The organism is Photobacterium alginatilyticum (assembly GCF_009910675.1).
In the GTDB taxonomy this organism is placed as follows: domain Bacteria; phylum Pseudomonadota; class Gammaproteobacteria; order Enterobacterales; family Vibrionaceae; genus Photobacterium; species Photobacterium alginatilyticum.
Map to the genome: position 1 here is coordinate 42,162 of NZ_RSEJ01000010.1, position 21,691 is coordinate 63,852.

At 46.7% G+C, this 21,691-nt stretch carries 13 protein-coding genes; 8 read left to right on the top strand and 5 right to left on the bottom strand.

From position 1 onward, the window contains the following. Positions 1-36: 36 nt before the first annotated feature. From zwf to EIZ48_RS11235, 6 genes are all read left to right on the top strand, one after another. Entirely contained in the window at positions 37-1,536 is a 1,500-nt protein-coding gene (gene zwf / locus EIZ48_RS11210; RefSeq protein WP_160651095.1) for a glucose-6-phosphate dehydrogenase, read from the top strand. Between the two features lie 2 nt (positions 1,537-1,538). Further along, complete coding sequence (pgl, locus tag EIZ48_RS11215) at positions 1,539-2,255, top strand: 6-phosphogluconolactonase (protein ID WP_160651098.1); 717 nt, start codon at positions 1,539-1,541, stop codon at positions 2,253-2,255. A 10-nt stretch (positions 2,256-2,265) separates the two neighbouring features. Further along, complete coding sequence (gnd, locus tag EIZ48_RS11220) at positions 2,266-3,714, top strand: decarboxylating NADP(+)-dependent phosphogluconate dehydrogenase (RefSeq protein ID WP_160651101.1); 1,449 nt, start codon at positions 2,266-2,268, stop codon at positions 3,712-3,714. Between the two features lie 585 nt (positions 3,715-4,299). Further along, a complete protein-coding gene (locus EIZ48_RS11225) occupies positions 4,300-5,847 on the top strand; it encodes an alanine/glycine:cation symporter family protein (RefSeq protein ID WP_160651104.1) in 1,548 nt (515 codons plus the stop codon). Between the two features lie 432 nt (positions 5,848-6,279). After that, positions 6,280-8,190: a methyl-accepting chemotaxis protein gene (locus EIZ48_RS11230; protein WP_160651107.1), complete on the top strand. Its 1,911-nt coding sequence runs from the start codon at positions 6,280-6,282 to the stop codon at positions 8,188-8,190. A 465-nt stretch (positions 8,191-8,655) separates the two neighbouring features. Beyond that, positions 8,656-10,626: a methyl-accepting chemotaxis protein gene (locus EIZ48_RS11235; protein WP_160651110.1), complete on the top strand. Its 1,971-nt coding sequence runs from the start codon at positions 8,656-8,658 to the stop codon at positions 10,624-10,626. Between the two features lie 94 nt (positions 10,627-10,720). Here EIZ48_RS11235 and EIZ48_RS11240 read toward each other — a convergent pair whose 3' ends face one another. Together EIZ48_RS11240 and EIZ48_RS11245 are read right to left on the bottom strand one after the other, a co-directional pair. Continuing rightward, positions 10,721-12,589, bottom strand: a complete 1,869-nt coding sequence (locus tag EIZ48_RS11240) for a methyl-accepting chemotaxis protein (protein ID WP_160651113.1) — start codon at positions 12,587-12,589, stop codon at positions 10,721-10,723. A gap of 283 nt (positions 12,590-12,872) precedes the next feature. After that, positions 12,873-13,976 carry a phosphoribosylaminoimidazolesuccinocarboxamide synthase gene (locus tag EIZ48_RS11245; RefSeq protein WP_160651116.1) on the bottom strand — a complete coding sequence of 368 codons (1,104 nt, stop codon included), beginning with the start codon at positions 13,974-13,976 and terminating at the stop codon, positions 12,873-12,875. Positions 13,977-14,248: 272 nt separating this feature from the next. On the opposite strand from EIZ48_RS11245, the gene EIZ48_RS11250 reads away from it, so the two are divergent. Together EIZ48_RS11250 and EIZ48_RS11255 are read left to right on the top strand one after the other, a co-directional pair. After that, complete coding sequence (locus EIZ48_RS11250; RefSeq protein ID WP_160651119.1) at positions 14,249-16,576, top strand: ATP-dependent helicase; 2,328 nt, start codon at positions 14,249-14,251, stop codon at positions 16,574-16,576. A 198-nt stretch (positions 16,577-16,774) separates the two neighbouring features. Then, entirely contained in the window at positions 16,775-18,241 is a 1,467-nt protein-coding gene (locus tag EIZ48_RS11255) for a glycoside hydrolase family 19 protein (protein ID WP_160651122.1), read from the top strand. Positions 18,242-18,291: 50 nt separating this feature from the next. Here the strand turns inward: EIZ48_RS11255 and EIZ48_RS11260 are convergent, their stop codons facing one another. The 3 genes from EIZ48_RS11260 to EIZ48_RS11270 form a co-directional block, all read right to left on the bottom strand. After that, positions 18,292-19,908 carry a BCCT family transporter gene (locus EIZ48_RS11260; RefSeq protein ID WP_160651125.1) on the bottom strand — a complete coding sequence of 539 codons (1,617 nt, stop codon included), beginning with the start codon at positions 19,906-19,908 and terminating at the stop codon, positions 18,292-18,294. Positions 19,909-20,493: 585 nt separating this feature from the next. Further along, positions 20,494-21,132, bottom strand: a complete 639-nt coding sequence (locus EIZ48_RS11265; protein ID WP_160651128.1) for a glutathione S-transferase N-terminal domain-containing protein — start codon at positions 21,130-21,132, stop codon at positions 20,494-20,496. A 44-nt stretch (positions 21,133-21,176) separates the two neighbouring features. Next, positions 21,177-21,545 (bottom strand): VOC family protein, encoded by a 369-nt coding sequence (locus EIZ48_RS11270; RefSeq protein ID WP_160651131.1) that lies wholly within the window; start codon positions 21,543-21,545, stop codon positions 21,177-21,179. Positions 21,546-21,691 lie beyond the last annotated feature (146 nt).

Genomic DNA, 21,691 nt, shown 5'->3' on the forward strand with positions numbered 1-21,691 from the left:
TCTTGCAGATCTTGTTGTTCTGAATGGAAAAACTCTATGGATAAGCCAGAAAATAATTGTATTGTCATTTTTGGTGCGTCAGGCGATCTGACCCACAGGAAATTGATCCCTGCGTTCTATCATCTCTATGCCAATGGGCAGTTACCTGAAGAGTTTGCCATTTTGGGTGTTAGCCGCACGGCGTTCTCCGATCTGGCATTCAGAGAAAAGCTCAAGCAAACACTGATGACCACTGAGGAAGTGGACGAACAGACGCTTGAGGCATTTTGCCAGCATTTGCATTATCAGGCTCTCAATACGGCAGCTGCTGAAGATTACGCGTTGCTTAAAGAACGCCTGGATAGGATTGGTAAGCAGTGCCATACCAATGGCAACACCACCTTCTACCTTGCTACACCGCCAAGTCTGTACAGTGTGATCCCAGAAAATTTGGCTGCATACGGTCTCAATGATGAATCGAACGGCTGGAAGCGCCTGATTGTCGAGAAACCCTTTGGTTATGATCTGGCTTCGGCACAGGCCTTGGACCAGCAGCTCCATCGCTACTTTCAGGAGCACCAGATATACCGAATCGACCATTACCTGGGTAAGGAAACCGTGCAGAACCTGTTGGTTTTCCGCTTTGCCAACGGGATGTTCGAGCCGCTATGGAACCGTAATTTTATCGACTATGTCGAAATTACGGCTGCAGAATTTCTTGGTGTTGAAGAGCGCGGTGGCTATTACGACGGGGCTGGTGCGGTGCGTGATATGTTCCAGAATCATCTACTGCAGGTGCTAGCCATGGTGGGCATGGAGCCACCAGCGGCTATCAATGCCGATTCAATGCGTGATGAGGTTGTGAAGGTGATGAACAGCTTTCAGCCGCTGTCTGATCAGGATTTACAACAGAATTTGGTATTAGGCCAGTACACCGAATCTGATGTTCGCGGTGAGCATCTGCCGGGTTATCGCGACGAACAAGGGGTGGCATCCGAATCCCGCACCGAGACCTATGTCGGGCTTAAGATGTTCATCGATAATTGGCGTTGGAGTGGGGTGCCGTTTTATGTCCGTACCGGCAAACGTCTTCCTACCCGAGTAACCGAGGTGGTAATTCATTTCAAGAAAACGCCGCACCCGGTCTTTAGTGCCAATGCGCCGGCCAATAAGTTGATTATTCGTATTCAGCCGGATGAGGGCATTTTGATGAGCTTTGGCCTCAAAAAGCCAGGTGCTGGATTCGAAGCCAAGGATGTGTCAATGGACTTCCATTACGAGAGCCTTGAGGAAACCCACATGCTGACGGCCTACGAGCGGTTGCTGCTTGATTCAATGAACGGTGACGCAACACTATTTGCCCGTACCGACGCAGTAAAAGCTTGCTGGAAGTTTGTGCAGCCAATTCTTGATTACAAAGAAGATCCCAAACACCTGTACGGTTATGCCGCAGGTACCTGGGGGCCAAAAGAAGCTGATGCCCTGTTGGCTGGCGACAATCGAGAGTGGCGCTTCCCTTGTAAGAACCTGACTAATACCGATTACTGCGAGTTATAACCATGATGAACTATTCAATCTTTGATACCCCCGAGCAGGTTGTTACTTCGCTGGCCGAGTCCATCGTTGAGTACAGTCAGCAAAACCGTCCGGTACATATCTCATTATCTGGTGGCAGTACTCCGGCTCTGTTGTTCAAGGTTTTGGCACAGCCGACATTTGCTGATGTCGTTCAGTGGCAGAACTTGCACTTCTGGTGGGGAGATGAGCGCTGTGTCTCGCCAGATAGTCCAGAGAGTAATTATGGCAACGCCAAGGCCTTGTTATTCGATCATATTTCGATACCGGCTGAAAACATTCACCGTATCTGCGGTGAAGAGTTTGCTGCGATGGAAGCGGTTCGCTTTGCCGAAGAAATGAAGGCGGAGATCCCCCATGAGAATGGCGTACCGGCGTTTGACTGGGTACTGCTCGGGATGGGGACGGATGGACATACGGCATCGCTGTTCCCCGGCCAGACTAATTACGACACAACCGAGCTTGCTACCATTGCTGCTCATCCGGAAAACAGACAAATCAGGGTATCCAAGACCGCGCATTTGCTGTCCCATGCCAAGCGAATCACCTATTTGGTGATGGGGGAGAGCAAAGCGCCGGTGATTAAAGCCATTTTTGAGCAGTCAGCCGAAGCATCCGCGTATCCGGCGGCAAATATCAAGGCCGAGAATGGTCTGACAGAATGGTTTTTAGATTCAGCAGCCGCCAAAGAGCTGGCATAAGGAGAAAGAAATGAAAGGTGATATTGGTGTAATTGGCTTGGCTGTGATGGGCCAAAACCTGATCCTGAATATGAATGATCATGGTTTCAAGGTGGTCGCCTACAACCGTACTGTGGCCAAGGTTGACGAGTTTTTGAATGGTGCTGCAAAAGGAAGCAACATTGTCGGGGCAACCTCGCTGCAAAACCTGGTTGACCAGCTCGAAAGTCCGCGCAAAGTGATGTTGATGGTACGTGCAGGCGAAGTGGTTGATCAGTTTATCGACAGCTTGGTTCCGCTGCTGGATGAAGGCGATATTATTATCGATGGCGGTAATACCAACTATCCAGATACTAACCGACGTGTTGCGGCACTTCGTGAAAAAGGGATCCGTTTCGTCGGTGCTGGTGTGTCGGGTGGTGAAGAAGGTGCACGTTTCGGTCCTTCCATTATGCCGGGTGGTGATCCGGAGGCATGGCCGCATGTGAAGCCGATTTTCCAGGCTATCGCCGCGAAAACCGATAAGGGCGAGGCTTGCTGTGACTGGGTTGGCAGTGAAGGTGCCGGCCATTTCGTGAAAATGGTACACAACGGGATTGAATACGGTGATATGCAGCTGATCAGTGAAGCCTATCACTTCATGAAAGAGGGGCTCGGTATCTCGCATGATGAGATGCAGTCAATTTTTACTGACTGGAATAAAACGGAACTAGACAGCTATCTGGTTGAAATTACAGCCGATATTCTTGGCTATCGAGATCAGGAAGGCGAACCGCTGGTGGAGAAAATTCTCGATGCGGCAGGTCAGAAAGGTACCGGCAAGTGGACAGGGATCAATGCTCTTGAACACGGTATTCCACTGACGCTGATCACTGATTCTGTATTTGCACGCTGCCTGTCATCGCTTAAAGAACAACGTGTCGAGGCTGAAGCGCTGTTTGATAACGCGATTCAGCCTGTTGATGGCGAGAAGTCCGAGTGGGTTGATGCACTTCGCCAGGCGTTGCTTGCATCGAAGATTATCTCCTATGCACAGGGCTTTATGTTGATCCGCCAGGCTTCGGAGGAGAATGATTGGTCACTCAACTACGGTAATGTGGCCTTGATGTGGCGTGGCGGTTGCATTATCCGCAGTGCGTTCCTTGGGAATATTCGAGATGCATTCGAAACCAACCCGGATTTGGCCTTCCTTGGCCTCGACCCTTACTTCAAGGCTATTTTGGAACAATGTTTGCCTGCATGGCGCAAGGTCGTTGCCAAGTCGTTTGAGGTGGGCTTGCCTATGCCTTGTATGTCATCGGCACTGACGTTCCTAAACGGTTACACTACAGCCCGTTTGCCAGCTAATATGCTGCAAGCTCAGCGCGACTACTTCGGTGCGCACACTTATGAGCGTACAGATAAGCCACGTGGTGAGTTTTTCCATACTAACTGGACGGGTAAGGGAGGAGATATATCTTCTACGACCTATGATGTGTAACGGTGAGATTAACGCCTTACAAAGATAACAAAAGCGCAGTGATTATCACTGCGCTTTTTGGTTTGCCGAACAGGAAGATCGCGAGCAGTCGTTGTCATTACACTTAGTAATAGAAAGGTTAACGGTTAAGGCCTTGTTAAATTTTAACGGGCTGTAGCCTGGGTACAAAAAAAGGTTGTGGCTAGAAAAACATTAAAGTTAGTAACAAATACTAAAACTTATTCAATATAAAACACATAGTAAACGTGCTGCTATTCACTGGTCAATAAATGTGCAGCTTTGATAAGGATAGCGAATTTATCTGCTGTATCATCCTGCTAAATCTGTGATCAATAACATAAATATTGGCTTGCTTGCCTGCTTAATGTTCAAGGAATAAGGGGCTGAGCGTATCTCCTGCAGTATAAATAACCATGCATTTCATGGCATAGGGATAAATTCACTGGTTGTTAATTTAATGTTGTTGTTCTGTGCTGTCACTCACGCTTAATTGACTGATGAAATAAAAATCTTAACATTTAGCTTACAATCTGCTTATTATACTGCCCACGCATTAACCATAATCTATAAGACAGGGAGATTTTAATGCAGTCGTTAGTAGATTTTCTAAACGGAATAATATGGAGCCCGGTACTGATTTATTTGTGCCTGGGTGCTGGTTTGTTTTATTCCATTGCCACTCGTTTTGTTCAAATTCGTCACTTCAGAGAAATGTGGCGCCTACTATTATCCGGTAAGAGTTCAGATCAAGGTATTTCCTCTTTTCAAGCACTAGCCGTTTCTTTGTCTGGACGTGTTGGTACCGGTAACATTGCAGGTGTTGCTGCGGCAATCGGTTTTGGTGGTCCGGGTGCCGTATTCTGGATGTGGGTTGTTGCCTTCCTGGGCGCAGCGACAGCATACAGTGAATCAGCTCTGGCGCAGATTTATAAAGAAGAAGACGAAGACGGTCAGTTCCGTGGTGGTCCGGCTTACTACATCGAAAAAGCAATGGGCCAAAAGTGGTATGCATGGATCTTTGCTATTGCGACTATTTTCGCTTGTGGTGTGCTTCTACCGGGTGTTCAGTCAAACAGTATCGGTAATGCGGTTGAAGCTGCATTCGGTACAGGTGGTATGATTGAAACAACTATCGGTACTATCAGCCTGGCGAAAATCGTAACAGGTACAGTTGTCTCGATTATTCTGGCATTCATCATCTTTGGTGGTGTGAAGCGTATTGCTAGCTTTACCCAGATTGTCGTTCCGTTTATGGCACTGGCCTACATCATCATTGCCTTCATTATCATCCTGCTGAACATCAACTTGGTACCTACGGTATTCGGTATGATTGTTGGTGACGCATTCACACCTATGGCTGGTGTTGGTGCAGCAATTGGTTGGGGTGTTAAGCGTGGTGTTTACTCGAACGAAGCCGGTCAGGGTACAGGTCCTCATGCTGCGGCAGCGGCAGACGTTGATCACCCGGCGCAGCAGGGCTTGGTTCAGTCGTTCTCTATCTACATCGATACACTGCTGGTATGTTCGGCTACAGCATTCATGATTATTATCACTGGTGCTTACAACGTTCACGGTGGTGCAGAAGGTACATTCCTGGTACAGAATCTTGCTGCTGACATTGGTGCCAACGGCCCTGTGTTTACTCAGATGGCTATCGAAAGTGCAATGCCTGGTATCGGCAAGCCGTTCATCGCATTTGCTCTATTTTTCTTTGCCTTTACAACGATTCTTGCTTACTACTACATCGCAGAAACAAACATTGCCTATATTCGCCGCTCGCTGAAGCTGCCTGGTATGATGTTTGTACTGAAAATTGTCCTGACTGTAGCGGTATTCTACGGCACAGTGAAAGCAGCAAACCTTGCCTGGGCAATGGGTGATGTGGGTGTAGGCCTGATGGCATGGCTGAACATAGTTGGTATCCTGATTATCTTCTTCCTGTCGAAGCCTGCTCTGAAAGCGCTGAATGATTACGAAGCGCAACAAAAAGCAGGAGTAACAAAGTTTACTTTCGACCCTGTGAAGCTTGGTATCAAAAATGCTGACTACTGGGAAAAACGCTTGAAGTCTTCAGGAAAGCCTGCAGCTCAGCCAGAAGAGGTTGACGGCGAGCCGGTTAAGCCGATAGCGTAACAGAATCATCTACTGAAATGTGTAAAGGGTTAGCTTAGTGCTAACCCTTTTTGTTCGAGTCTGTTTCAAATAACATATGCCTATAGCATATATGATGCGTGATGATTATCACAGATTTCAATCTTGTCAAAAATAAGGGCATCTGAGCTGATATGCAGTTCGGATAAATAGTTTTTCAATGGTTGAATAAACGATTGCATACCCGCAGTGTTGAACTTATTACAGTAAGCGAGCGCCTAAGAAGGGATATCCTGGGAAAAACTCTGAATTGGTTGATCTCTAGCCAAGAATGGGACTAGATTAGTTTTTCATGGCGTCAAAAAACAGATAGAAATGTCAATTTATTAACTCTCCACTTTCCTATTCTGCGTGTTTAGACTCTAAAGTGAACAAATATTTATTACTCAACTTTAAGCATATAAGACGTAGATCATGCACCTTTCATTACAACGTATTGGTTTCAAGCAACGCATCATCATGACAGTTGCTGTATTGGTTGCGGTTGCACTGTCGATCACCAATTGGCTGTCTTACAACAATTTCAAACAAGATAAAATAGCGACAATTGAAGAGAAATCTCAACTCATTGTCGAGAGTGCCAAGCGAGAGATAGAAGTGTCTATGCAAAAAGGCGTAGATGCGCTTGAGTCAAGCAGAGCCTTCTACCAAGAAGAGCACTCAGACAGTGAGTATGTCGAAGTGGCCAAGATGGTCACCAAAGCGGCCAGCTTTGCCAGTTTTACTGCTGGCTACAGCGATGGTCGGGCATATGGTGATTCGGGTGGAGATAACGGCGTCTTTGATGTCAATGATTATGATCCTCGTACACGCGATTGGTATAAGCAGGCACTGGCGAAGAACGGCACCATTCTGACTGACTTTTACAGCGATGCGACCACAGGTGATCTGATGGTAAGTATTGCTACGCCAATTAGCCGTGAGGGGGTGGTTGTCGGTGATGTTTCGTTAAACAGCCTTAATGAAACGATCCGTCGGGTAAACTTTCCGGGAGCTGTTATTCTGATTCTCAGCGAAGAGTTTACTCAATTGGCCTCGACGGATCCAAGTGATGAGCTAGGCATTTACTTTGATATTCCTGATCTCGAGCAGAAGATGACGGCAATGGGATCGGGCGCGGCTGATTATCAATGGGCGGGTGTCGATAAGAGGGCTTATTTTTCTGATATCCCGTTGGTTGATGGTAAGAAATGGTATTTGTACGTAGGTGTTAATAAGTCGGTTGTTTATGCCGATGTAGAGGAGGCGTTTACTAACTCTTTGATCACTTCGGCCACCATTCTTATATTTTCTTTGCTTGTTGTGGTTATGGTGTTAAATCGGTTATATCGTCCGATTGTTGCCCTGAAGGAAACTGTTATGGATCTTTCGGCAGGAAACGGCGATCTTACCCGTCGTCTTGACGTGAACAGCCATGATGATCTGGGGAAAATCGCCGAAGGGATCAATACCTTCATCGCCAACCTGCAGCAGATGATGCTGGAAGTCTCACAGGCGACGAGCCACATCTCTCGAAGTGTGGAAGATCTCAGAGCCCAGTCTGAACAGAATGCAACTGTACTACAGTCTCATGTTGATGAGACCGACCAGGTGGTGACAGCGATTAATGAGATGAGCATTACTGCCGAGACGGTGTCAGCAAACGCTGCCCAGACTTCTTCCCATACTCAGAGTACCAATGACCAGGCGCAACATTCAAAGGCAATTGTTTCTAATGCTGTGTCATCGGTCTCTGCGCTGGTTAATGATGTTGAGTCAATGGCAACCAATATCAGTGAGATGAACCGAAATAGTATGGATATTGCGGGTGTTCTCAAAGTAATAGGTGATATTGCCGAGCAGACAAACCTGTTGGCATTGAATGCGGCCATTGAAGCTGCGCGTGCCGGTGAGCAGGGCCGGGGGTTTGCAGTCGTTGCCGATGAAGTGAGAGCCTTGGCTGCCCGAACACAGCAGAGCACCTCTGAGATTGAACAAATGCTGACCAAGCTTACGACGGGGGCTGACAGCCTGGTGTCGAACATGAATGTGATTAAAGAGAGCTGTAACCATACTGCCGAGAATACGGCACGGGTAAACCAGGATCTCGATACTATGGCGGAGTCTATCATAGAGGTGAATAATCTCGCGGTAGAAATCGCAACGGCTGCCGAAGAGCAAAGCTCTGTTTCTGAGGAGATTAGCAAAAACATGTCTTCCATCAGAGAGATGGCAGATACGCTTGCCGAGAGCGGGCAGCAAAATGTTGAGAATAGCCAAATCCTAGCGACGGCCAATACTCAGCTTGCGGCTATTGTTAACAAATTCAAGCTTAAAGAAAGTTAAGTCATACCGGCTAACGAAAGAAAGGCTAGTGTTCACTAGCCTTTGCTTTTTCAGGATAATATCTATTCATGGTAATATTTACAGATAGCGGTGTTATTATTGGTGTGAATGTATATTGGTAGAGATAGTATTCATTTTTGATAAATAACAAAATATACGTTAACAATCAAAATTAAGTACTGTTTAATCACCATGATTTAAATGGCCTCAGCGCATCTCTTCATAGAGCTTTCATCTTGAATGGAATTCCAATCGGAAAATAAGGCAAAAAATCCTTTCTGAGTATATTGTTGTTAATTTTGGGTTTAACTCAATTTATTTAATGCGATGCATTTAAAATCTAGCAGCTTCATTAATCTTTTTTATTGCTGTAACATGGTTTTCTAACTGTGTTTTATAACTAAGGTTAGTAAACCTAAATGACCACTTTATATATTAAGAGGTCTTAATGATAGGTGCTATAATATGTCGCGTTCAAAGCGTTCCCCTCTGTGGCGATTTACTCGCTGGAGCCTTAAGACCAAGTTAATCATAGCTTTTATGTTGGTAGGGATTATTCCAGCTTCAATCACAACAATGATTGCCACGTTTCAGTCAAACCTAGATATTGAAAGTAAGGTTTCACTTAAACTTGAAGCAATTAACACTTTAAAAAGAAATCAAGTTAATAATTACTTCACTGAGCGTGAAGCTGATCTTAATATTCTTGCTCACCTTATACCTCAGCTTGATGAAGAAGCTTATGACTCATTTTTCTCAAATTATATCAGTAAGTATCATTATCATGATTTATTTCTGATTGATGAAGATGGAACAATATTCTATTCAGTAACCAAAGAGCCAGATTATTTGACTAATATTCTTAATGGTAAATATGCTGACTCTAATCTTGGTAGCCTGGTCAAGCAGGTGAAGCGTTCAGGGCGCTACGGAATAGTTGATTATCATCCCTATGCACCAAGTAACGGTGATCCGGCTGCGTTTATTGCCAAGCCTGTCGACGGAACTGACATGGTTGTCGCACTTCAGCTATCTCAGGCAGGGCTGCATCGTATTATGGCTGTTCGTGACGGTATGGGCGAGACCGGTGAAAGTTATCTGGTGGGGGATGATAAGCTGATGCGTTCGGACTCCTTTCTTGATCTAGCGGCACACTCAATGAAAGCCAGTTTTGCCGGAACCGTTGAGGATAATGGCGTTGACAGTGAGGCTGTGAATAGGGCGCTCACTGGGCAGCAGGGGGTCGATATCCTCGTTAGCTATAATGGCGGAAAGGTGCTATCTGCCTATGACGTTATCGATATCGGTGACTTCAGGTGGGCGATTATTAGTGAGGTCGATGTAGCAGAAGCCTTTAGTTCGGTGAAGCATACAACCTTTATCTCGGGCCTGCTGATTGTCATCTCTAGTATTGTTGTTTTTCTGCTGGGCCTGTATATCGCTCGGAAAATTGCAATGCCTATTATTGCGGCTGCCAGAGTGGCGCAGAAAGTGGCTGGTGGTGACCTTTCCCATAATATCCAGGTAGATGCGTTTGATGAAGTCGGTAAGTTGCAAACATCGTTAGATCAGATGCTGCTAAACCTGCGAGCAATGGTCAGCCATCTCACCGACGTTGCTTCCCAACAGGGGACTACTGCAGATGAGTTGGCGGCAGTTACCCAGCAAACCACGACCGCGGTTTCGGAACAACAGGTACAGACGGCCAAGGCTGTTAAGGCGACAAAGGAAATTGGATCAACGATCAGAGAGATAGCGGCGACATCTGCAACGGCGTCCGGCGTCTGCGAAGATGTGCTGGTCAAAGCCAAGGAAGGAGCGGGGCATATAGAGAACACCTATAATTCGTTAATTCAGCTCGGTGAGACCACACAGTCAACATCCGAGCAGATAGTCAAGTTACGTCAGGATACGGAGCAGATCGTGAACGTGCTGGCAGTGATTAAACAGATTGCCGAGCAAACGAACTTACTGGCACTGAATGCTGCGATTGAGGCGGCCAGGGCGGGAGATCATGGACGAGGTTTTGCAGTTGTTGCTGATGAAGTTCGCCGACTTGCGCTATCCACCCAGCAGTCAACATCGGAAATCGAAGGGATAATAGAGACGATTGTCGGAGGGGCTGATGCTGCGGTCCAGACGATGGAGACAAACGTTGAGCAGACTAATCAGGTTCAGCAGATAGCGAGTCAGGCCAATGAGGTCAACAGTATGCTCTCTCAGGAAGTCGGGGGGATCTTTGATATGGTGGTGCAAATTGCGGCGGCTACCGAGCAGCAGACAACGAGTATTGATGACATTGCCCATAACATCGAATATATCGACAGGCGGGCTGCGGAAACGGAGCGTGCGACTAGAAATATTGCTGATTCGAGTAGCGAGCTCTCCCGTATGTCTCACACTCTGAACGCCGAGACACACAAATTTACCCTTTGACGGCTAGTTTATCTGTCGTAACTAACGAAAAATGCCACCCGTGAGGGTGGCATTGTGTTGTGCGCTTATAGTTGATTTGCGAAGCTGTATGCCGCTATACAATAAACTTGTTCATCACACTATCTTGTTCGCGTACTTTGTTGATCTGGACGCCCATTGCCTCGTTGGCACCATTGGCAGCATCGGCAACCTGTACCGAGAGCTCTTTGATATTCAGTGTGTTGGTATTAATTTCTTCGGCAACCAGGCTCTGTTCTTCAGCTGCAGAAGCAATCTGCAGGTTCATATCGTTGATTTGCTGAATAGCACCACTAATACGTGCCAAGGCTTCATCTGCCTCCTGCGCTTTTACAACGGTATTGGCAGCTGTTTCCTTGCTTAGCCCCATAACGCTAGCGGCTGAGCTGGCGCCAGATTGAAGTTGTTCAATCATCTGGCGGATTTCTGTCGTTGACTGCTGAGTACGCTGGGCAAGTGTGCGAACCTCGTCGGCGACTACGGCGAATCCACGGCCAGAATCACCAGCACGGGCGGCCTCAATCGCAGCATTCAGTGCCAGCAGGTTCGTCTGGTCAGCAATTTCATTGATCACCTTCAGGATGGACTCAATGTTGCCGGTAGCTGCTTCCAGTTGTTTGACGACCTCAACAGCCTCGTCGATTTGTTCCGACAGATTGGTAATGGCAGTAGCGGTATGGGAGACCACATCGCTTCCCTCGGTCACTGCTGTGTCCGCAGCCTGAGCGGCCGAGGCTGCACCTTGCGCATTACCGGCGACATCTGATGACGTGGTCGCCATTTCATGCATGGCTGTAGCGAGCTGATCCAGCTCCTGCAACTGGGCAGACATCGCGCTGGCAGACTGCTTCGCGCCTTCTGCTGTCATCTCTGTGCCTTGCATGATGTCATGGCTTAATGACTTGGACTGAATGATAAGGCCTTGTAGCTTTTCGGTGAAGGCGTTGAATCCTGTTGCCAGCACGGCAAACTCGGCATCGGTATTGGTGTCAAGGCGACGGGTTAGATCGCCCTGACCGGATGCAACATCCTGAATCGCGATATTCAAGTCTTGCAGTGGGCGCATCAATACTTTGATTAGAAGCAATAGAGCAATAATACCGGCAATCAATGCAATAACTGAGTATATGATGGAGTCTGTTTTCAGCTTGTCGACAGCGGCAAATGCAAGACTTTCATCCAGTACCGTACCGATATACCAATTTTGGCCTTCAACCTGGGTAAAAGAGAGCTTCACGGTTTTGCCGTTGAGTTCGGTTGTGACCACATTGTTCGAAAGCGCCTGGTTACCCAGGAAGTCTGACATTGGTTTGCCATTGTACTTCTCTTCAGGGTGCGCAATAACAGTGCCATCACCGGCAACAATAAACAGGTAACCAGCATCGAACAGTGAAACCTGATTTACCAGTTCAGCTAAGCCTCCCAAGCTAACGTCAAAGAAAATTGCACCTGTAAATTCACCACTTGCGAATACTGGCGTTGCGATCGATACCAAAATCTCTTTGGTCGCCGAGTCGGCGTACGGCGCGGTGATGACAAGATCACGGGCTTGCTTGGCATCGATGTACCATGGACGCACCCGCGGGTTCCAGTCGCTGCCCGGATTCCAGCTAGGATCATTACTGGTATAGCTGCCATCCTTCTCGAAGCCGAGCCCTGTCAGCAGAAAAGTATTTTTCATCACCGGTTGGCTAATGACGGTTTGGATATTATTGAGTGATAAGTCTTGTTCAATCAAGCTGGTAGCGTAGCTGGCAAGCTCCTTACGGCTGCTTATTTCGGCATTGACTGTGTTACTCATTCCAGTAACGATTTCATCAATACTGTCCATGACTAATGTTTGGATCTGGGATTTAGTATTGAAATACTGATTAGCAGACAGCAAAGCTAATGCTGCAAGTAATATGGCGGATGATGTGGCGACCACTTTATGGCTGAACTTCATATGATGAGACCTCAACGAGCACACGTATATTTATAGGTTTGATAGCCATTGTGTCGGCTGGGTAACGGGATTGTTAATAGCGTTTGTGTAAATATGTGATCACGGAATGTGTTTTTTTGCTGGTAATTAAGTTTATAAAATCTTTATTGTAAAACACGGTTAAAATCTGCACTTTTAAATACTAAAGCAGTTGAATATAGGTGTTTAACTCTTGCAAATATAGTCAAAAATATAAAAAGAAAAGCGGCATAATTGCCGCTTTTTTTAAATTAGAATTCTACTGTTAATCAATTAAACTGTATTCATCGCGAAGAATATTAATAATTTCCGCTTTAGGGTTTTCACTCAGTGTGATTTTTCTGCTGGTGATTTTTTCAGCAATACCAGTGTAAATTTTGGATACTTGCATAAGAACGTCTTGTGGCAGGGCGTTGTCGCGAGCCAGAGCAGAACGTTCTTCCATGCGATCTTTGTTGAGTAAGATATCCGGATCGGGGAAGTGGTTAAGCAATAGCTGACGGAAATCTTCTTTAGAGTTTTCAACTATTTTACCTTCGCGGTAAGCGGCACCTTCCCAGATACGTGATGAATCAGGTGTACCGACTTCATCCATATAGATAAGTTTATCGTTGCCTTGTGCATCAGTGACATAGCCAAATTCGAATTTGGTGTCGACAAATATCTGATCCAGTTTAGCAAGGGCTTCGCTGATAACATCAAAGCCTTCTTTTAGCAGTGTTTCGTAGCGCGCAATATCATCCGCTGAACTGAAATTAAAGGCGGCAAAGTTATCTTCAATGTTCTTTCGGCTGATGTTGACATCATCAACGGCCGGAACGCCAGGAATGCCTTCTAGAATGCCTTTGGTGGACGGGGTGATCAGTAATTCTGGTAGCTTCTGATCTTTTTCCAGCCCCTCGGGTACATTAATACCGCAGAACTCACGTTCGCCATTGGCATAGGCACGCCACATCGAACCCGTGATGTACTGGCGACAAATGGCTTCGATTTTGATCGGTTTGGCTTTTTGCACAATCCATACAAATGGATGGGGGATATCAAGAATGTGGCTATCAGCCAGGCCGTTATCGCGGAATAGCTTAAACCAGTGATTAGAAATAGCATTGAGCGCGGCGCCCTTACCCGGAACGCCTTTCATTCCGCCTTCGCCATGCCAGATACAGTCGAATGCGGAGATACGATCACTGATCACCATGATGGCGAGTGGGGCATCTGGCTGTACGTTATAGCCTTTTTCCTTGATCAGACGGCGGCTGTCTGCTTCCGTCAACCAGTACACGGAACGTACTTTTCCGCTATGGACGGGTTTGTCTGTACGGATCGGGAGATCGTCATTTACAGCGAGAACTTGATCAGCAAGGCTCATGGTGAATTCCTATTTCAAAAGTCGAGACAAAGATAAAACCATGCAGGTTAGGCCGGATATGTCTTCAAAACAGCAGCCTAGCCTGTAACTGTGGCTGATAATAGCAGAAGCGATTACAGCTTTCAGCAAATAAAGCAAACGTTTGCGTAATTTGGTTTGCAGACTATACCGGTGGGAATTTGAATTTGGTCTGTTAGTGTCGATTTTGAGGAGCGAAGTAGCGTGAGTTGTGGCAAAATCACCGTCTTTTCGTTTTCAGGTTCAGGTCCACTATGACGCGCTATACCCCCGAGCAGACAGCATTTATTAATCACCAAACAGGTAATGCCCTCTGTATCGCAGGCGCAGGAACGGGGAAAACCACAACCCTGGTTGGCCTGATTGAAAAGAAGCTGGCGTATATCCCTGCCGAAGCAATGCTAGTGATGATGTTCAACCGCGATATTCGTACCGATTTTCAGCAGAAACTCGTCACATCGGGGATAGAGCAAAACGTACCGGTTCATACTTTTCATAGCTTTTGTCTCAAGCTGCTCAATCAAACCGGTTTTCTAAGAGAAACGGGATTTCGCGTCAATTATCAAAGCGGCGAGAGCGATAAGGCACTGGTAAAAACAGTGCTCCGGTCGGTAGCCGGTAAGGAGAAAAGCTTCCAGCGCCAGCAGATGGTCAAAGATCCCAAGACCATTGAGCTCTTGTTGAGTTTTATCGGCCTGGTTAAGGCGTATATGCTGCCGCCGCGCGAAGTGTTCCGGATGTCAGAGATCAGCCGGGACTATTTGTTCATTATTGATGCCTATGAGCAGTTTGAGACCTTGCGTAAGCAGCAAAGGGTATTCTTTTTTGATGACTGGCTGGTGGAGTCGGTGAAATTGCTCGAAGGCAACGATGCAATACGTGAGCATTATCATCAGCACTGCAAGCTTGTGGTGGTTGATGAGTTCCAGGATATCAATACGGCTCAGTACCGCTTGCTCAAACAACTGCTGGGGCCGGAGACACAACTACTGGCCGTCGGTGATGTTGATCAGTGTATTTACAAGTGGCGCGGCAGTGCACCGCAATTCATGCTGGATTTTGAACAGGATTTTGCACCTGCCAGTACCTATACCCTGTCTCGTACCTTCCGGTTCGGGCATAGTTTGGCTTTGTCCGCCAGTCACCTGATTGCCAACAATAAGCAACGATTTAGTGATTTTCTGACCATTTCTGATGAAGCTATCAGTGATACCGCCATTGAGGTGTCTGGCACTTCGCGTCAGGTCGGAGAGATTGCCCAGTCGGTGCAAAAGTATCTCGCTGATGGCGGTGAGCCGTCAGATGTTGCCATTCTTGTCCGCCGCTGGTCGCAGACATTGCTGTTCGAACTGGCCTTTTTGAGCAAACAGCTACCGTACCAAATGCCGGTACCCTCGGTGCTGGCAAACAGCCGGGAAGTCAGGTTGCTGATTGAACTTATGCTGTTGGCAACCGGTAGGTTTGGTGAGATGCCTCAGCAGCAAAAGTCTTTGTTGCTATTTAGTTTTTTGAGCTTTCCCCATTGTTATGTGCCGAATAAGGCACTGCGACCGCTGTGCGATCAGCTGGCCGGTATGGAAACCACTAACTGGTTGGTGTTTATTAGCCGGTATGAGAAAGCGAACAGTAGCCTGAAGTTGGATAACCTGATCGAGCGCTTTGAGCTGCTGGTTCGGTTGCAGCGAAAGGGAAGTTTCAAGGCGTTGGAGGTTTTTAATCAATACCGTAACGAGAGTGGCCTTGATAACTGGATTTGGAAAACCGAGGCGACAGCGACAGAAATTGAAGAGGCTATTGAAAGGCTCGACAGTGTGGCAACGGTGCTGGAATCGATGGATCAGAATTGCGAAAAAGCACTGCAGTATTTCGAATATTACACTCATCAGTCGGCACAGCAATCTGCCCAGCGAACTGGGGAGGCCAACAACCAAGTCTCGGGTGTCCAGTTGACAACGATTTTCCGTGCCAAAGGCTGTGAATATAATCATGTCCACTTGCCTTTCTGGGATAAGGATGCCTTCCCTTATATGAACAAATCGTCGGGGAGTATTGCTGCCGATGTTGAGGAAGAACGGCGGTTGGCCTATGTCGGCCTGACACGGGCTAAAGCGCGGGCAATGGTGTATTTCACCGAGCCGGATAAACCAACGGCCAAAGCGACCAATGCGAGTACTTTTGTATTGGAGGCGAAAGTAGATCTGGCCAGAGAGCTGGGGCCGAAGTTGTACCAAAGTGGCGAACTGCCCCATCACCGGTCTCCTGTTGTCTGCGAGTATTACAGGAAACTAGGGCGTGAAGCGGATGTTCAGTCTCCAATTGAAATCATGATTGATGCTCAAGGGGCTGGCAATGATTCGGACACCAGCCAAGGCTACAGTTACCAGTGGGCACTGGCACAGCCGTTGCCGGTCAACGCTGATAAAGTCATCAGTGCAATGATCCGCACCAAGACAGCCAAGTACCTTGATTCTGAAATCAGCCGGGTGATCCGTGAGCTTAACACTGCGTCGGAGACCAAGAAAAAAGTGCTGATTAACCGACTCATTGTAGCTGCGAATGCAAGAAGCCGGGTGAAGCGGTAATTGCGTTTTTTATTAATTTTATCAATAGAATAATTCTTTGCGTGATATCGATAATTCGCCGCGAGAATATTTCCGCTATCAGAAAATATGTGAATACACTCGAACGCCTGACAATTTAAATTTGAATCACATCGCACCGTATTTTTGTTGAACAAATAATAACCAGAACCCGAAAGATAGAACGGAGGCTTGTTATTTATGTTGAACATCAATAAGACTAAAAGAATTGGTTATTTGATTGGTATGGCACTCGGTGTTAGTGCAAGCGGCGTGACCCTCGCTAATGTACAACCCATCGAATGGGTGCCAGGCCAGACTCAGGTCGTTAATGGTGATGTGGTTAGCTATAACGGAAGTTGCTATATCGCCCAGAATAATCCGGGTGCATGGGACACACCGTCAGCATCATCATCATGGTTTTGGAAACCCTCGGATTGTTCCACTCCTGTAGAGCCTGGACCCGGCCCAGGTCCCAACCCTAACCCGGACCCCGGCCTGACGGTGCTCCCTGATGGTCAAGGCGGCTACTTAATGCCGCGCAGTGAGCTGGAAGCTTTCGAAACGCAACAAACCAGCACAGAGCTGTTTAGCTTGGTACGCTCAGATATTGCGACGCTTGATAATGTGTTGGTGGAAGCTGTGACTCCTCTGAACATCGCGAACCCGGAGAATGTCCGCCGCGTCGAGACGATTGTTGATGAGGCGATGTGGAACTATCTTTTCCCGCTGCGCAATGAGAAGTACACCTATACACGTTTTCTTCAGGCAATAGCCAAGTTCCCTGCCTTCTGTCGAACCTATACTGACGGCCGTAATTCAGACGACATTTGTAAACGCTCTATCACCACCATGTTTGCCCACTTTGTCCAGGAAACAGGGGCACATGCACCAAGCTGGGAGACATCAAAAGGGGTACCTGAGTGGCGTCAAGGGCTGTATTACCTGCGCGAGATGTATAAGTCCGAAGATAAGCCCGACAGCACCTACAGTAAATGTAGCGGCTGGCAGGGCGAGAAGTGGCCATGCGCGCCAGGCAAGAGTTACTTTGGCCGTGGGGCTAAGCAACTGAGCTGGAACTATAATTATGGCCCGTTCTCGGAAGCAATGTTTGGCGATCAGAATATCTTGTTGGAAAACCCTGCATTGGTTGCCGATACTTGGTTGAACCTTGCTTCGGCAGTCTTTTTTTATGTCTACCCACAACCTCCGAAACCGAGCATGTTGCATGTTATTGACGGAACTTGGAAGCCAAATGCCGCCGACAAAGCGTCGGGTATCGAGGCCGGATTCGGGGCAACCATTCAGATCATCAACGGCGCCTATGAATGTAACAAGGGGGCTGAAACCAATCTGGCGCAAAACAGGATTGATTATTACCGTCTCTTTGCCAAGGAACTGAATCTTGATATCACCGGCGAGAAGCTGGGTTGTGCCGATATGAAGCCGTTTGATACAAGCGGAGCAGGGGCGTTAATGATTACTTGGGACAAGGATTGGGGCTGGAACCCTAATACTCCGGGGAACCATAGCTTTGCATGTAAGCTTGTTCCTTACCAGTATGCATTCAATGCGCTGTTCAAAGGTGATTACGAGAAATGCGTCGAGTACCATTTCAATGTTCGGGCCTATGATGAAAATGGCAATGTGATCCCGGATGGACAATAGTTCGGGCAGGTAAAAAAATGGTCAGCATGTTGCTGACCATTTGTGTTTAATTAAAGAGAAGGGCTTGTGTTAATGCGCGTCCCTTTCGCCGTGTAGAGCGATGTTTCGGTTCTTAACCCTTTGATGAGACTCACACACATCAATAGGAGAATAATGGTAAACGGTAGAGCTGTGGCAATGGTACCTGCCTGCAGAGCCTGGATTGCTTCGGTTCCGCCGACCCACAACATGACTGCCGCAATTGCACCTTCAACGGTTGCCCAAAAGATACGCTGCGGAACTGGCGCATCCACTTTACCGCCAGCTGTAATGCTATCGATAACCAGAGAGCCTGAATCAGACGATGTGATAAAAAACACCAAGATTAACGCGATAGAAATCACTGAGATGATTGAGCCAAATGGCAGAGCATCAAATACGTGAAATAGAGTCAGAGAAATATCAGTCAGCCCGTTTGCGCCTAGCTCACCCACTTTATTCACCACCTGGTCGATAGCAATACCGCCAAATACAGACATCCAGATTAGGGTAATCAGGGTTGGAATAAAGATTACGGCAATCAGGAACTCTCTAACCGTTCTACCCTTAGAAACGCGGGCAATGAACATACCGACAAATGGTGACCAAGAGATCCACCAAGCCCAGTAAAAGACTGTCCAGCCGTGCATCCAGGTCTCGTCTTCACGGCCATGCGGGTTGCTCAGAGGAATGATATTTTCGACATAGCCCATGAAGGTTGCTGGCAGGGAACCTTTTGCAATGGCAAAACCAACCAGAGTAACGAAGACAAGAAGCGCAAAGGCAAAAAGCATGTTGATGTTGCTTAGCACCTTAACGCCGCCTTCAATACCACGAACAACAGACATAACAGCCAGTGTCGTAACAAAAGCAATGACGGCTAGCTGCATGCCAAGGCCACCATCGGTGCCAAAGACATGATTGATGCCACTGGTTGCCTGTTGAGCACCAAGCCCTAAAGAAGTCGCAAGACCAAACAGGGTCGCCAGAACAGCCATAATATCAATGGCGTTGCCAAACCAACCCCAAGTTCTATCGCCGAGAATTGGGTAAAAAATTGAACGGATAGAAAGTGGCAGGCCTTTGTTGAATGTGAAGAAAGCCAGAGACAGGGCGACGATTGCATACATTGACCATGCATGAATCCCCCAGTGGAACATGGTTGCTCCCAGAGCAACTTTCTTCGCCTCTGGTGAATAAGCTTCTACTGCAAGAGGCGTTTCATACCAGCCAGTAAAGTAGGCTGTTGGCTCTGCCACACCCCAGAACATAAGCCCGATACCCATGCCGGCCGCAAACAACATTGCAAGCCATGAGATCTTGGAGTGCTCAGGTTTGGCATTGATGCCCCCGAGCCTGACTTTGCCAAGCGGCGAGACTATCAGGCCAAGGCAAAAAATAAGGAAAATATTACCAGACCACATGAACAGGAGGTCAAAGTTTTCAATGATTTGAAACTTTAGGCCATTGAGGGCGGCTTTGGCAGTACTTGGGTCTACAAGCAAGAGTACACTCAAAAATAGAATAATCAGTCCGGCACTGATGCCGAATACTGGGTTATGAACGTCAAATCCCCATTTTTGAATGTTGTCTTGCCCAACTTCGTAATCCGTTGTTTCTATACTGTATTTACTAAATACGCTATCCATACTTCTTCTCGAACGTTTTGTCCTCTAAGTATTTCCCTCTGGTAAACATGTTCTAAACAGCTCAAAACAGGAAAATACTTAGACTTCAAATTAAAAAAATCGGCAGAATGTTAACATTGTGATAAGTGTCTCACAAGTTTTGATTTGAATTTCATCATTTGACAAAGGTTTTTATCAGTAAAGCGGTAACTTGTTTAATGAAATGTTTTGACCTCTAATTATTCATGTCGTATCTATCGTGAAGCGAGAGATATCGCGGGATGGCGTAAGAAAACCAGTCACGGGAAGTGACTGGGTGTGATGCTCTTTGAGGAGTGTTCTAATTGTGGTAAGCCGATCAGTTATTTTTCTTGGATTTTGGTTGCTATAGCCATTCGGTTCCATGCATTCATGGTTGAGATCAGCATAATGAGCTGGGCAATTTGTGGTGGGTCGAAGGCTATGTTCAGCCGAGAAAACTCAGAATCATGATTGTGATAATGTAACTCGATACCTTCTTGTTTTAATAGTTTTGCCTTAGTGCACTCTCTGTCTTTTGAGTGGTTGTTCTGTTTTTTGAAATATCTTAACTTTCATTTGAAGTAATTATTGAAAAGACTGAAGATCAATATTTTCAAACTCACAGACTTTGCGAATCGTTGGATATTGAGCCATGCGTTTGAGGTACTGGCTTAAATGGGGGAATGACATCGGTGATTTCTTGGTGCCAAGCGACCACAGCGAGAGCATAAATAAGAAGAAGTCACAGGCGGAAATGTTATCGCCAAGCAGATATTGTTTGCCTGTTAATGCTTCATTGATGATTTGCAAAGATTCCGCAACACGCTCATCTTGCGCTTCTCTAATCGCCGGTATACCTTCCTCATTTAACGTATGTCTATGTGGGTAGTAACGCACCATAAGTTCAGCTTGAAGTGTGTTGTTTAAATAAGTCAGCCATTGAAAGAACAATGGCCTTTCTTTATTACCTAACGGTGGTATTAAGCTTTTCTCGGGATGTTGTTCGCAAAGGTGAATACAGATAGCTGGACTTTCAAATATCGTTATCTCGCCATCAATCAAAGTGGGTATCCGTCCAGCTGGATTTAGTTTCAAATATTCTGATGATTTTTGGCTATTAGATTTTCGATCAACTAGTAATAGCTCGTAATCAAGCTGCATCTCATGGAGCAGAAAGTGAGGCGCCAGGCTGGCGTTGTTGGGGTAGTAATATAGTTGGTACACGTTGAGTCCTTCCTGTTATGAATTGGAGAGGTTAGCCTTGAGTGTTAGCACGATACCGCTTCAATTTTGTTGCCATCTAAGTCGTAGATATATGCCGCGTAATAAGATTTACCATACTGGGGGCGAAGTCCGGGCTTGCCACCACAGCGGCCGCCTTGCTTCAGAGCAACTTGATAAAATTCGTCGACAGACTGTGTTGTCGGGGCAGTAAAGGCAAAATGAGAACCGTTTCCGGATGTTGGCTTATCGTGACAGGGGCTGCCAACCCAAAACTCGAAGCTTTCACCGTATGAAGCGGCAACACCATCGATAACGTGTGAGCGTTGAATTCCAAGTGTTGCAAATACTGCATCATAGAATCGAATGGCAGCTGAGATATCATTTGTACCGACTGAGACATGGTTGATGATCACAACAGGTCCTTATTATACAGATTGATATTGTATATATATACAGTAATAATACAGCAACGTTATATTGATAAAAAGTACTGATTTCAGGTGGTTATTAATATGGCCTTTGCAAATGACAGCAGTATGACTTTTGCACTTTAGAGTAG